At 47.1% G+C, this 13,730-nt stretch carries 15 protein-coding genes and 3 pseudogenes; 5 read left to right on the plus strand and 13 right to left on the minus strand.

Annotated features, from left to right (window positions below):
- Positions 1–90: 90 nt before the first annotated feature.
- Together prs and dauA are read left to right on the plus strand one after the other, a co-directional pair.
- Positions 91–1,038, plus strand: a complete 948-nt coding sequence (gene prs / locus ACOTX4_RS12655; RefSeq protein ID WP_003856663.1) for a ribose-phosphate diphosphokinase — start codon at positions 91–93, stop codon at positions 1,036–1,038.
- A gap of 124 nt (positions 1,039–1,162) precedes the next feature.
- On the plus strand, positions 1,163–2,842 hold the full coding sequence (dauA, locus tag ACOTX4_RS12660; protein ID WP_045333140.1) for a C4-dicarboxylic acid transporter DauA: 1,680 nt from the start codon (positions 1,163–1,165) through the stop codon (positions 2,840–2,842).
- Here dauA and ACOTX4_RS12665 read toward each other — a convergent pair.
- Together ACOTX4_RS12665 and ychH are read right to left on the minus strand one after the other, a co-directional pair.
- Complete coding sequence (locus tag ACOTX4_RS12665; RefSeq protein WP_022651374.1) at positions 2,828–3,886, minus strand: MerR family transcriptional regulator; 1,059 nt, start codon at positions 3,884–3,886, stop codon at positions 2,828–2,830. The two genes, dauA and ACOTX4_RS12665, sit on opposite strands and share 15 nt — an antisense overlap.
- A 120-nt stretch (positions 3,887–4,006) precedes the next feature.
- Positions 4,007–4,282 carry a stress-induced protein YchH gene (gene ychH / locus ACOTX4_RS12670; RefSeq protein ID WP_003856655.1) on the minus strand — a complete coding sequence of 92 codons (276 nt, stop codon included), beginning with the start codon at positions 4,280–4,282 and terminating at the stop codon, positions 4,007–4,009.
- 274 nt (positions 4,283–4,556) lie between these two features.
- On the opposite strand from ychH, the gene pth reads away from it, so the two are divergent.
- Positions 4,557–5,141, plus strand: coding sequence for an aminoacyl-tRNA hydrolase (pth, locus tag ACOTX4_RS12675; protein WP_063937643.1), 585 nt, complete (start codon positions 4,557–4,559; stop codon positions 5,139–5,141).
- A 126-nt stretch (positions 5,142–5,267) separates the two neighbouring features.
- Positions 5,268–6,362: a redox-regulated ATPase YchF gene (gene ychF, locus ACOTX4_RS12680; RefSeq protein WP_003856650.1), complete on the plus strand. Its 1,095-nt coding sequence runs from the start codon at positions 5,268–5,270 to the stop codon at positions 6,360–6,362.
- 49 nt (positions 6,363–6,411) lie between these two features.
- Here ychF and ACOTX4_RS12685 read toward each other — a convergent pair.
- The 9 genes and pseudogenes from ACOTX4_RS12685 to ACOTX4_RS12725 form a co-directional block, all read right to left on the minus strand.
- Positions 6,412–6,702: pseudogene (locus ACOTX4_RS12685) on the minus strand (YciI family protein).
- 100 nt (positions 6,703–6,802) lie between these two features.
- Entirely contained in the window at positions 6,803–7,168 is a 366-nt protein-coding gene (locus ACOTX4_RS12690) for a hypothetical protein (RefSeq protein ID WP_003856647.1), read from the minus strand.
- Positions 7,169–7,184: 16 nt separating this feature from the next.
- Positions 7,185–7,565: a hypothetical protein gene (locus ACOTX4_RS12695; protein ID WP_022651375.1), complete on the minus strand. Its 381-nt coding sequence runs from the start codon at positions 7,563–7,565 to the stop codon at positions 7,185–7,187.
- Between the two features lie 79 nt (positions 7,566–7,644).
- Positions 7,645–8,052, minus strand: a complete 408-nt coding sequence (locus ACOTX4_RS12700; protein ID WP_223307894.1) for a hypothetical protein — start codon at positions 8,050–8,052, stop codon at positions 7,645–7,647.
- A 96-nt stretch (positions 8,053–8,148) separates the two neighbouring features.
- A complete protein-coding gene (locus ACOTX4_RS12705; RefSeq protein ID WP_023314281.1) occupies positions 8,149–8,631 on the minus strand; it encodes a hypothetical protein in 483 nt (160 codons plus the stop codon).
- Entirely contained in the window at positions 8,628–8,915 is a 288-nt protein-coding gene (gene comJ / locus ACOTX4_RS12710; protein ID WP_023314282.1) for a competence protein ComJ, read from the minus strand. The genes ACOTX4_RS12705 and comJ overlap by 4 nt, the downstream gene beginning before the upstream one ends.
- A 444-nt stretch (positions 8,916–9,359) precedes the next feature.
- Complete coding sequence (locus ACOTX4_RS12715; RefSeq protein WP_045333143.1) at positions 9,360–9,566, minus strand: hypothetical protein; 207 nt, start codon at positions 9,564–9,566, stop codon at positions 9,360–9,362.
- 5 nt (positions 9,567–9,571) lie between these two features.
- Positions 9,572–9,931, minus strand: a complete 360-nt coding sequence (locus ACOTX4_RS12720; RefSeq protein ID WP_072199564.1) for a hypothetical protein — start codon at positions 9,929–9,931, stop codon at positions 9,572–9,574.
- A gap of 81 nt (positions 9,932–10,012) precedes the next feature.
- A pseudogene (locus tag ACOTX4_RS12725) lies at positions 10,013–10,755 on the minus strand (RHS repeat domain-containing protein); the annotation flags it as partial.
- On the opposite strand from ACOTX4_RS12725, the pseudogene ACOTX4_RS12730 reads away from it, so the two are divergent.
- Positions 10,751–11,148 (plus strand): annotated as a pseudogene (locus ACOTX4_RS12730) (DUF933 domain-containing protein); the annotation flags it as partial. The pseudogenes ACOTX4_RS12725 and ACOTX4_RS12730 sit on opposite strands and share 5 nt — an antisense overlap.
- A 519-nt stretch (positions 11,149–11,667) precedes the next feature.
- On the opposite strand, the gene ACOTX4_RS12735 reads toward ACOTX4_RS12730, so the two are convergent.
- Both ACOTX4_RS12735 and ACOTX4_RS12740 read right to left on the minus strand, forming a co-directional pair.
- Positions 11,668–12,054 (minus strand): hypothetical protein, encoded by a 387-nt coding sequence (locus ACOTX4_RS12735; protein ID WP_235831794.1) that lies wholly within the window; start codon positions 12,052–12,054, stop codon positions 11,668–11,670.
- Positions 12,055–12,816: 762 nt separating this feature from the next.
- Complete coding sequence (locus ACOTX4_RS12740; RefSeq protein ID WP_063937645.1) at positions 12,817–13,605, minus strand: hypothetical protein; 789 nt, start codon at positions 13,603–13,605, stop codon at positions 12,817–12,819.
- Positions 13,606–13,730 lie beyond the last annotated feature (125 nt).

Consider the following 13,730-nt stretch of genomic DNA (forward strand, 5'->3'; position numbering starts at 1 on the left):
TTTAATACACCGCCTGGATAGCGTTTGCTTAGGCCCCGCAGTTTGCGGCGAACGCTATCCACCACTGGACGCATGCCTGAGGTTCTTCTCGTGCCTGATATGAAGCTTTTTGCTGGTAACGCCACCCCGGAACTAGCACAACGTATTGCCAACCGCCTGTACACTTCCCTCGGCGACGCCGCTGTAGGTCGCTTTAGCGACGGCGAAGTCAGCGTACAAATTAATGAAAATGTACGCGGTGGTGATATTTTCATCATCCAGTCCACCTGTGCTCCAACGAATGACAACCTGATGGAATTGGTTGTTATGGTCGACGCGCTGCGTCGTGCTTCTGCTGGCCGTATCACTGCTGTTATTCCTTACTTTGGCTATGCACGTCAGGACCGTCGCGTCCGTTCCGCGCGTGTGCCAATCACCGCTAAAGTTGTCGCTGACTTCCTGTCCAGCGTCGGCGTTGACCGCGTACTGACGGTCGACCTGCACGCAGAGCAGATCCAGGGCTTCTTCGACGTGCCGGTTGATAACGTATTCGGCAGCCCAATCCTGCTGGAAGACATGCTGCAACTGAATCTGGACAACCCGATTGTGGTTTCTCCGGACATCGGCGGCGTGGTACGTGCGCGTGCTATCGCGAAGCTGCTGAACGATACCGACATGGCGATCATCGACAAACGCCGTCCGCGCGCTAACGTTTCTCAGGTGATGCACATCATCGGTGACGTGGCTGGCCGCGACTGCGTGTTGGTGGACGACATGATCGATACCGGCGGTACGCTGTGTAAAGCCGCTGAAGCGCTGAAAGAGCGTGGTGCGAAACGCGTATTCGCTTACGCCACTCACCCGATCTTCTCCGGCAATGCAGTAAACAACCTCCGTAACTCCGTCATTGACGAAGTTGTGGTGTGCGATACTATCCCACTGAGTGACGAGATCAAAGCGCTGCCAAACGTGCGTACGTTGACTCTGTCCGGGATGCTGGCCGAAGCGATTCGTCGTATCAGCAACGAAGAATCCATCTCTGCAATGTTCGAACACTGATCGAACACGGCCAAAAAACCCGCTACGGCGGGTTTTTTTGTTTATAGTATTTATTTGTATGACTTATGCCTCCTTCACCTGCCATTCATATGACAGATGATGCGCACACGGATGATAGATAATTGTGAAAAACGTAACCTCCTCACATGTTCTGCCCTTTCGCGCCCTCATCGACGCCTGCTGGAAAGAGAAATACACATCGTCACGCTTTGTTCGTGACCTGATAGCCGGGATCACCGTCGGGATTATTGCCATCCCGCTGGCGATGGCGCTGGCGATTGGTAGCGGCGTCGCGCCGCAGTACGGGCTGTACACCTCGGCCGTTGCGGGGATTGTGATTGCGCTGACGGGCGGGTCCCGCTTCAGCGTCTCCGGCCCGACGGCCGCCTTTGTGGTGATCCTCTACCCGGTTTCCCAACAGTTTGGTCTGGCAGGCCTGCTGGTTGCCACCCTGATGTCCGGCATCTTTTTAATTCTGTTTGGTCTGGCCCGCTTTGGTCGCCTGATTGAATATATTCCCCTTTCCGTAACGCTGGGGTTCACCTCGGGAATTGGGATCACCATCGGAACCATGCAGATTAAGGATTTCCTCGGCCTGCAAATGGCCCATGTTCCGGAGCACTATTTACAGAAAGTGGGCGCGCTGTTTATGGCGTTGCCGACGGCCAACCTGGGAGATGCGGCCATTGGCATCGTTACCCTCGGCACTCTCATCGTCTGGCCTCGCTTAGGTATTCGTCTCCCGGGGCATCTGCCCGCTCTGCTGCTGGGCTGCGCGGTAATGGGCGTCATCAACCTGCTCGGTGGACAGGTCGCCACCATTGGCTCCCAGTTCCACTATGTTCTGGCGGACGGCTCACAGGGCAGCGGCATTCCGCAGCTGCTGCCGCAGCTGGTTCTGCCGTGGGACATGCCGGGCTCCAGCTTCACCCTGAGCTGGGATTCCGTTCGCGCTCTGCTTCCTGCCGCGTTCTCCATGGCCATGCTGGGCGCAATCGAATCCCTGCTCTGCGCCGTCGTGCTCGACGGCATGACCGGCACTAAGCATAAAGCCAATAGCGAGCTGGTCGGCCAGGGCTTAGGTAACATCGTTGCACCGTTCTTCGGCGGTATTACGGCTACGGCTGCGATTGCCCGTTCCGCCGCGAACGTACGTGCGGGCGCGACATCACCGGTTTCGGCGGTCATTCACTCCCTGCTGGTGATCATGGCGCTTCTGATCCTTGCCCCGCTGCTTTCATGGCTTCCGCTCTCTGCCATGGCTGCGTTGCTGCTGATGGTGGCCTGGAACATGAGTGAGGCGCATAAGGTGGTTAACCTGCTGCGCCGCGCGCCGAAAGACGACATTATCGTGATGCTGATCTGCATGTCGCTGACCGTGCTGTTCGATATGGTTATCGCTATCAGCGTCGGCATAGTGCTGGCCTCGCTGCTGTTTATGCGCCGCATCGCGCAGATGACGCGTCTCTCCCCGGTTAACGTTGAGGTGCCTGACGATGTGCTGGTGCTGCGCGTGATTGGTCCGCTGTTCTTCGCCGCAGCGGAAGGTTTGTTCAGCGATCTGGAATCCCGCATCGCGGGCAAACGGATTGTGGTCCTGAAGTGGGATGCCGTCCCGGTGCTGGATGCCGGCGGTCTGGATGCCTTCCAGCGCTTTGTTGCCCGCCTGCCGGAAGGCTGCGAGCTGCGGATAAGTAACCTCGAATTCCAGCCCCTGCGCACCATGGCGCGCGCAGGCGTGCAGCCGATCCCTGGCCGATTGTCCTTCTACCCTAACCGTGAAGCTGCATTAGCGGATCTGTGAGTCATCTGATGCAGAGACGCGTCTTTGCATCATCACCCCGATCGCCTGCTGGAGCCATTCAAGCACGGCAGGCGTCATCCACGTGCCTTTCATCAGATGCGGCTCCTGCTGCATGGCGAGGCGAAATTTTTGCTGGGTCTGCGGGTTTGTTCCCGCATAGGACTGGAATAAAACCAGCCACTTTTCTGCCAGCTTTTGCGCATCGTCAGAAGCGGGACTGAGATTATCTCGCTGCGCCTGATGCAGCTTCGCCACCAGCGGCGGCCACTCCATCATCCGGTCAAAGTAGTGCGCCCGGGTAAAGGCCATCTCTTCGGCAGTGAGATATTTCTCCCAGATGCTGAGCTTTGATTCGGCAAACGCCCGCGTGATGTAATCAGTTATCTCCGGCGTAATGCCGGTTTGCTCCTGCATCTGCGGCTCCACGCTGTGCATCTCGTTCAGGCGGGTCAAAAATTCCGGTTTGCCTGCGGTATCCTGCTCCAGGCGTTCCATCCACCGTGAAGCCAAATCGGTCGCCCGCGCGTCCGTGACGCTGACGTTCTGTTCCAGCAAGTGTTTAACCTCCCTCACCAGCCCCGACCAGATATCCGCCAGCGCCTCTTTCTCTACCGCAAACGGCAGTTGCTGCAACTCTTCTTTGCTAAACCAGCGATCGTACATATTCATTAACTCCAGAGTCTGTAGCCAGGATTCCAGATCCGGCGTCGCATCGTCGGTCAGCCCGGTACGCAATTCCACCAGCCGGTTGCGCAGCGTATGGATGCTACGCAGTTGCTTGTCCAGCAGAGTGATTTGCCCGTCGAGTAATTCGGCTAATGACAGCGAACGCTGTTTCAGAAAATCCCTGATTTCGGCAAGCTCCAGCCCGGCTTTTGCCAGCGTCTGGATCATATGCAGACGCTGCACATCCGCCAGGTTATAAAGCCGGTAGCCTGCCGCGCTTCTGGCAGAAGGTAACAACAGCCCTGTTTGCTCGTAGTGATGCAAAGTCCGCACGGTGATCCCGGCACGTTTCGCCAGTTCTCCCACCTGTATCAACATAACGGCTCCTTTTGTTCTGCCAGTGTCGTTACTCTGAAGCCTTACGTTACGTGAGGGTCAATGCGTCATGCAAAAAAAAACGACTTCAGATGAAGTCGTTTCGGTGTTCTTTATGGGGCACTAGCTATGCTTGCGCTGGTCGCGGCGGCATCGTTTATCGTAATGACGCACCCACCAGTATTTATCGCAGACTTCCTCATGTCCGCTCACGCGCGCCCCGGCGAGCCACAGTACCGCACCGAGGAAGATACTCAGCACCGCGCCATGCGCAAAGTATTGTGGGAGGTCAAGCTGCGGTAATTGGTTTAAGATTGAATAACCGACACCGGCGACCATCACGAACAGTCCCAACCCCATTAGCACGTTACCGAGCATTGAAGCGTTTTTGCGTTTCATATGTCACCTCCGGAACTTTGGGTTGTCAGGGGAAAAGCCCCTTCTCCTTGTGTGTAAAGTATAGACAACGCCTCTTATATGAGTTGCGTGAATGATCACATTTACTGATAACTCCCGGACAAAAATTTACAAATAAGACATTGAACAGCTTGAAATTCTAATTGTTCAAAGAAGAAATTATTCGCATTTCGGTGTACAGCAGGCAGAACTTTGTCAAGCGGCGCGCCAGACAGTAAACTACGCGCCAGATCTGGAACCCATTAGGAAGTAAATCGTGACGATTAAACTGATTGTCGGCCTCGCCAATCCGGGCACAGAGTATGCCGCTACCCGCCATAACGCCGGTGCCTGGTATGTTGATCTGCTGGCGGAGCGTTTGCGCGCTCCCCTGCGTGAAGAACCCAAGTTTTACGGGTATACCTCACGCATCAATCTTGCGGGTACTGACGTGCGGTTGCTGGTGCCAACCACCTTTATGAACCTGAGCGGCAAAGCCGTGGCAGCTATGGCAACGTTTTATCGCATCAATCCGGATGAGATCCTGGTGGCCCACGACGAACTGGACCTGCCGCCAGGGGTGGCGAAGTTCAAACTGGGCGGCGGTCATGGCGGCCACAACGGTCTGAAAGACATCATCAGCAAACTGGGTAATAACCCTAATTTCCACCGTTTGCGCGTGGGAATCGGCCATCCGGGCGATAAAAACAAAGTTGTTGGTTTCGTACTGGGTAAACCCCCGGTTTCTGAGCAGAAGCTGATTGACGAAGCGGTAGACGAAGCGGCCCGCTGCACCGAGATTTGGCTTCAGGACGGCCTGACGAAAGCCACCAATCGACTGCACGCTTTCAAAGCGCAATAATCGGCGTTCTGGGGCTTTTTTACCGCGCGTCGCGCGGGTTACGTGTATAATAGGCGTAGTTATTTACTTTTCTTCAATCGGTTATCGTTAACGGATTGATTATCAAGATATTAAGGTGATTTAGAAATGGGATTCAAATGCGGTATCGTCGGTCTGCCAAACGTGGGCAAATCCACCCTGTTCAACGCGCTCACCAAAGCAGGTATTGAAGCGGCGAACTTCCCGTTCTGTACCATCGAGCCGAACACCGGCGTTGTGCCTATGCCCGATCCGCGTCTGGACCAGCTCGCGGAAATCGTGAAGCCGCAGCGCATTCTGCCCACCACCATGGAGTTCGTGGACATCGCGGGTCTGGTAAAAGGCGCATCCAAAGGTGAAGGCCTGGGCAACCAGTTCCTTACCAACATCCGTGAAACCGAAGCGATCGGCCACGTTGTGCGCTGCTTCGAGAACGACAACATTATCCACGTTAACAACAAAGTGGATCCGGCTGACGACATCGACGTCATCAACACCGAGCTGGCGCTCTCTGACCTCGACACCTGCGAGCGCGCAATTCACCGCGTGCAGAAGAAAGCCAAAGGCGGCGACAAAGACGCGAAAGCGGAACTGGCTGCGCTGGAAAAATGTCTGCCACAGCTGGAAAACGCTGGCATGCTGCGCGCGCTGAAAAACCTGACTGACGAAGACAAAGCGGCGATCAAATACCTGAGCTTCCTGACCCTGAAGCCAACCATGTACATCGCCAACGTTAACGAAGACGGTTTCGAGAACAACCCGTATCTGGACAAAGTGCGTGAAATCGCTGCGGCTGAAGGTTCTGTAGTGGTTGCGGTTTGCGCTGCCGTTGAATCTGATATTGCAGAGCTGGACGACGCCGATCGTGAAGAGTTCATGGCCGAGCTGGGTCTGGAAGAGCCGGGCCTGAACCGCGTGATCCGCGCGGGCTATGAGCTGCTGAACCTGCAAACCTACTTCACCGCTGGCGTAAAAGAAGTGCGTGCGTGGACCATCCCTGTGGGTGCGACCGCGCCTCAGGCGGCTGGTAAGATCCACACCGACTTCGAGAAAGGCTTCATTCGTGCGCAGACTATCGCGTTTGAAGACTTCATCACCTACAAGGGTGAGCAAGGCGCGAAAGAAGCAGGCAAGATGCGTGCGGAAGGGAAAGATTACATCGTTAAAGATGGCGACGTGATGAACTTCTTGTTTAACGTTTGATTTGAATGAAAAAAATCCACGCTTTGGCGTGGATTTTTTTATTGTGAGGTTAAAACACATTGTCTAAGAGATCAGTTTTCATGCTGGAATCTAAGGGAATGATTTCGGCAGACACAAGCCTAACGCCTGAAAAGAGCCCTCGCGCTAGCGCTCTTTAAGAGATGCAGGACTCTCAGATTTAGCGAGAATGACCCCACCAGTTCTTGGGATCCGTCTTCCGGAAGTCAGAAATATCCCCTCTGAATACCCTTTTTTAGTCACTCAACATGAGAAGGTATCGTTGGGTCAACCTCCTCAAGGGGTTTATATACGTCAATATGACAATGTAAACCGTAGTCATCTTTTTCCTCGTAGCCTTTTTTAAACTGCTTGATATAACTGCTGATACAGTTCCTTTTTTGCCACCGGTTATAGTTATCATTTTTTTGGCGCTTTTGAACTTAATACGCAGGGCCCGATTGAGACAACACGTTACGCTTCATATCCCAGGAATAAAACCAATCATGCCAGCCATTTTTTTTTGCTGGATAGCTACAGACAACGATCACTTCCTTTGACAGGTTGAATGTTAAGTAATAGAAAGTCGCACCTTCAGGAGGGGCAGACCAAAATAGTTTTTCGCCCTGCACATTGAAGATGGTCAAAACGGTTGGTAATGGCTTAGGCTCGCTTAACACAAAGACTAACTGGCGTGTTAAGTCGACCAATGCATAGCTTAAAAATGGCACACTAACCAGTATGTTACTTTCACCACATGCCCATTGAAGCAGGTCTTTTTCTTTAATACAAATGAGATTTTCAATCATTGGTAAACCTCAACGTTTAAAGTTTGATCTGCTTCAAATCACCTTCAAAAAGCCCCACAAGATATACCCGGTATCGGGCTGGCTGCACTTCTTTATACGTTAATATAGCGGAAAACTCTTTTAAACACTTTGAACATGTGTTTTTCGAAACATCTAATTGGCTTTCATCATAGCTATATTTCTTATGTTCACTATCAAGCTTCACACCTCTCATTTTCTTAACCAAAAAGCATTTTACCTCTTCTGTGAGCGTGTCAAACTCATATGAGTTTACGATAGAGTAGACTATTACCCCCTCGCATTCAGGGCATGTTATTTCCTTTCCATACTCTATGAAATCATTGTCAATGCCATCAAGGACTAATAACTTCTTTTTCAGTCGATTAGTAAGTTTCATTATTTAAATTTTAAGTTTATCAATAAAAAAGTAAGGCTATAAGAAATGGAGGATTTTATTAATCATTAACATCATTTAGTCAAACATTCCATTCTATATAAACACCACAATCGAAGCTTTTTTCATTAGATTGTACAACAATATTTCCCCATTCATGCCTCCATTGAAATCCATATGGGGGATTGTTAATTTTAAGATTAGGCTTTGATGTTATTTCATTCTCAACCCATACTGTCAAACGCTGCTGCTCATCCGATAAATTACTCAGACTAGCCCTTTTATCCCAATCCTCTAACGTTTTATAAAAACTTCCATCCTTACTAGTAAGGAATAATGATGGAGAAAAAGAAAATGCTGAAGGCCTCAGTTCCAAAATGAAAACTTGATCTTTCCATTTAACATTATCGATAGCGAAATAAAAAGGACCTACTGTAGTCAATGGCGAGAAAAAACTTGTAAAATGCGGAATTTTTAAAAGTATCAACATCTTTTAATTCGATGGGGTAGTTGTTAATTTCTACAAATCCAGTATGAACATCAAGTTTCATTTCTAACATATCTAAACCACCTTTTTTGGAAGTGACTACTTTATATTCCAAACTATATATACCCCATGATTAAATGACTTTGTCTCATATGAGACTGAAACCCGCCCCCACTCAAAGTTCCACCTAATGATGTCTGTTTCCGTGGTATCAGGCGTGTCCAGGTTCAGTGATTCTTTCAGCCAATCAGACAGGCTTTTCACTGATTCATTTAGCATGTGAACATTAGTTCGTGCATTCCAATCATTTAATGATTTATAGTATTGACTATTTTTATCAACAAGATGAAGCATAAAATGAAAACCATAGCACACCGGGCGTATAGTAACTTGAAATTCTTTATCGAAAAACATTACTGAGTCAACAAGGTAGTGATTCGACATATTTTTATTTACAGCTTTGCGTTTTACTAATTCGTGGTATAAATCACACTTACAAAAGCCTTCTTCAGTATCTATTTTTAAAGGAAGACCATCAAGGTTTAGCTCACCGGTAATCGGGTTGAATTTAAATTCAATCATGCGACCTGAAGCTTATTTTTATTTGTAATAAAAAATGGCACTACAATGCAGCGTTGAGCAGTTTCATCTAATATAAAAGAATTATCTATTTTGATATTGACGTTGGCTCCAAATGCGTCCTCTGGTAATGGGTCGAATATAACATAATCTTTGTGAAGAACAGCACCTTGAGAAACATTGCCTTTTCCCCAGTAATTCAGCTTTTCGTCATAGTCTCTGGATCGTAACAACATTTGACTATGTGAAATCAGTAGCTCAACTATTTGTATTTTTTTATCATTCATTACATTACCTCGATTTTTATTATCGTTCTACCGATAATGTGGGGTCAGTCCATTAAAAATAAAATGCTTGTGAAATTCTTTAAGGGGTTAATGATTAGCTGTAATATGAAAACTGATAGGGGAAGCACCCTTCCCCTGCTGCTCAAACTTTGAGCAGCAGGTTAGTAACAAGCGCAAACCCTGAAACCCCCATTATAGTTTAATTAGGATATTCGGCAACAACTAACCGCCTGATTTAGTCCTCTCCATTATACAAATCACCAGCATAATTAAATATTTTCAATTATTTTTTCTGTGAGATCAGCGTAACTAATAATTTCCTAAACGCCATTGCTAATATTTTGATTGCCGGTAAAGATAATTTTCATCTCTTTACCGAGCCATTCCCAACCAAAAAAATATAAAAAAACGAACGGAAAAATAAATCCCCCACGTAATTATCTGTCAACAAAAATAAAAGTAAATATCCCGTATTAAATCTCCATCAACTTCATCAACAGTTCTGGTTTTGATTTTATTAAAGTCAGCTAAAATACCTTTCACTGGCATAGTAGACTTTGATATATCATCATAAAATGCTTTTTGTTGACTTTCCGGAACATATTTTTTTATTAAAAAAACAAGATTCTTTCGTAACTCTTCATCTGTCATCGCTTTTACTCCGGAATTATAGTAACACGTTCAAAAATAACAGGGTAATTACGTTCGATTGGTAGCAACTGTAATGCCCCACCTTTACCATACTCAGGATATGCACTGGTGAAAAGCTCATATCCAGGCCCTCGACCACCATTGGCAAGAGGTACTTGCACCTGAGGCACTCCATTTTTATACAGTTGTAATGTATCAAACTCACCTAATAAACGTGCATCACTCCATGAATCAGGATTACCTTTCTCATAAAAAATTTGATAGGCGTCCCTGGCTTCATGTGCAGATTTATATTTCGTATACCCAAAATAACTTAACGGGGCTGATTTATTTTCTATTGTCTGTGGAGCATATTTGCTATCCATATAACGATATGCTGTAGAAGGCATAGTCGAACTAGGGCCATTTGGACCAACATAGAAATCAGGTTTTGTTTTACCGCTACACTCGCGGCTCAACCCCCACGGATCCACCCACCCCAGCGCGTTCGGCGCATACTGGTAAAGGTTTATCCCCCCCGCCAGCCCTATCGGGTCCTGCTGCGTAAACCGCCCGCAGTCCGGGTCGTAATACCGGAACAGATTGTATGCAGCCCTGTCTCACGATCCAGGTGTTGCCCCTGCATACGCAGGTTCTGGGAATATCCTGATACCTGCGTCTCGCTTTCCCGCAGCAGTTTGCCCCAGGCGCTGTTCACCCCTTCCCAGCGCACCTGCCCTTCGCTATCCGTCATCCGCTCCGGCGTGCCGTTGGGCTGGCAGTGGAACCAGAAGATTTCCGGGGCATCAACGCCGTCAATACGTGCCAGCGGATCGTAGCTGTCCTGATCGCTGTAGACGTAGGTCAGCGGCACATCCCCGTGCACTTCCTGCAACAGCCGGAACCCTTCCCATACAAACCGGGTGGTGACTGGGTTACCGGTTGGCTGTCCGCCCACCATCTGGCGACGCGTTTTGCTGATGCGTCGCCCGAGCGGGTCATAGCGTAAGCTGGCCTGCGTCTGCGGCCTGTTGCGATTCCGCGGCTGGCTGATGACCTCCGTCAGGCGATGCTCGCTGTCGTAGCGGTAGTGCCAGCGGGTCTGGCCGTTATCCTTCTCCACGGTGCGGCCGTGGATGTCATAGCGCCAGCGAATGCCGTTCAGCTGCGTCAGGCGGTTGTGCGTGACCTTCTCAGCAGACTCTTCAAGCGATAAAGGTTCTGTAGTGGTAGCGTTTTGGAACGCGGTTGAATCCGATATCGCTGAAATGAACGACGCCGATCGTGAAGATTTCATGGCCGAGCAGGGTCTGAACCGCGTGATCCGCGCGGGCCATGAGATGCTCAGCCAGCAAACCTACTTCACCGCGGGCGTAAAAGAAGTGCGTGGACCATCCCTGTGGGTGCGACTGCGCCTCAGGCGGCCGATAAAATCCACACCGATTTCGTGAAAGGCTTTATTCGTACACAGACTATCGTGTTTGAAGACTTTATCACCTACAAGGGAGAGCAAGGCGCGAAAGAAACAGGCAAGATGCGTGCGGAAGGCAAAGATTACATCATTAAAGATGGCGATGTGATGAACTTCTTGTTTAACCTTTGAGTTGTTTTTAATGGGAAAAATCCCCGCTTGGGCGTGGATTTTTTTTTACATGGTAAAGAGAATGATGTCGGCAGTCGCAAATTTTAACGTCTGAAAAGGGTGCTGGTGTAAACGCTCTGCTGGTCAGGCAAGTCTCTCACCTTTAGCAGGTATACCCCCTTTGCGTACGCCAGTTTCAGGCACTCTTGTCGCTGTAATTTTAATGTTAAATGTGAATTTAGTACGAAGGTCCTGATCTAGACAACGCGTTACGCTTCATATCCCAAGAATAAAACCAATTATGCCAGCCATTTTGTATTACTGTAAAATTACATACAACAACCACTTTCTTTGACTGGTTTAATGTTAAGTAATAGAAAATAGCACTTTCAGGAGATGCAGACCAAAATAGTTTTTCACCCTGAGCGTTGAAGATGGTCAAAACGATTGGTAACGGCTTTGTCTCGCTTAACACAAACACAAATTGGCGTGTTGAATCGACCATTGTATTGTCTAAAAATGGTTTGCCGAAAATATATTTTATCCTTTAGCGATCAAAACGCTTCTATGATCAGTTTCATTTTTTATCCAGAACATTTCATCTTGAGGTAACGATCCATTACTGCAAAAATCAACAAGTTCACCTTGCCAACCATCAGGAACATATTCTTGATAATGCATACTCTCAACATATTCCGAATATAATCTTTTATTATCAAAGTCTATAAATAAATCCGGCATAAGTTCATATATATCCCACCAAATTGTTTTTTGCGAAAGCCTTTTATAAAACTCCTCAGCAATGTCATCCTTATCGTATGAATAACCATCGTTAATTAAACCTTCAATGAATATCTGCGCGTTTTCTTCATTTACAACTGGTATGTCATATCTTTCCTTATGGGTATTCTGTAGGTTTATTTCCACCCCACTTTTTCACAAAATCCTCTACCCATTTTACTCTGTCTAAGACCCACATTTCCTTGAACGCAACGAACCAATAAAATCTTCCTTCATACTTAACTATCACAAGGAGTTCGTCATCTTTATTGATATTCATATAGTAACCTATCTTACATTCCCGGAGCCTGGAATCGCTACTTCTTCAAGCCATTCTGCCCATATTGATGGTAATTCACACGACCTACCTGGCGTTGTCGGATCCACGCGTAATGTTTGATTTTTTTATAGAGTAACGAACTTATCCCTTTTGCGCAGATAGAACTCTAGATATTTTTTAGGTCTATCCTGAAACGCACGCTCTTTGCTGTAGTTATAAGCATCGTTAAAATATTTATACGCTTCCTCGAATTGATTTAACTCATAACAGACCATGCCGAGATCGATTAAGGGTGCAGTGTCTATATCCGATCCACGTGTCCGTAATGTCGTTTTTCCCCATTTGTTTTCCTCAGCATAATCCGCAAGATCAAAACATGCGCTGTACATGCAGGCAGCGATCCAGTTGGCGAGTTCCCATTCGAGCTTTGGCTCAGGAAGCGCTTGCCAGGCTTTTTGGTTTTGCTCTAAAGCCTCGGCGTATTTTTGGTTGTCGTGAAACTCGTTCCCTTGATCAATAGTATATTGTTATAGATATTATAATACTTAAGATCATGTCCTTTTAAATAAAAAACTTTGCCTAAGAAACCGCCAAAAACACCATAATCTATGGTTAAATTTTATTTAAAATTATAAAGTTATTACATTGCAATCAATCATTTTATAGCAAATATTTTTTAGTATTAAGGACTCTATAACATTCCAATCACCACCACCGAGGCCAGCTCCTATCCTTGGCATTTGTATAGAAAGGCGATTAACTAAAGCAAAGTCAGATAATTTTTCAAGACAAACTTTCAGAGAGTCATAACATACGTATTGTTTTTTGTCGTTGATATTTTTCTTTATACCATCCTGCGCATACATATTCGCAATAAATATCTTCTCCTGAGCATCAACCATAACAAAATCAACCACCCCTAATTCTGGGAAGTTATTTTCTTTGAAGCAACTAAGATAGCTTTTTTTTGCCACAGGATATTTATTTGAAAGGGACAGAACAAAACCTTTACCCCACTTCCCTTTATTATTCACAATATGAGCAATAACTGTGGATTTTTTCAAAGGTTCCACAGCATCTCCAGACAAGTATTTTATTCGCTTTTTTTCTTGCAATGAACCCGTTGATGTTTGCCAGAAAACTTCAAATTCCTCATTTGAAATTTCTTCGGCGTCACTTAAGTTCAGGTCGCTTTTCTTACCATCATACAGCAGGAAGCCAACTTTTTCTTTTTTATCTAGCAAAGAGGAAGAAGCATAATAATTTCCATCTATAATATTTATTTGTCGCGTGGCTACTTCTCCTATGAACTCATTGAGAATAGTCCCTTCACCTGCAATAAAATCAACACTTCCTTTATAATATTTTTTCACCTCAACCACAACTCCTCCCACTTTTAACAATTCTTTTAGAGACAACGAGATCTTTTGTGTTTAAGATCAAAAATGTATTTTTCCGGGGTTCAATTACATCTAAGCCAGTTACATCTAATTTTACCTGTAACGCTTGATGATAACCCAAAGGATCACCTCTATATTGATTG

The organism is Enterobacter cloacae complex sp. IR5459 (genome assembly GCF_049238005.1).
GTDB classification, from domain to species: Bacteria; Pseudomonadota; Gammaproteobacteria; order Enterobacterales; family Enterobacteriaceae; genus Enterobacter; species Enterobacter hormaechei_C.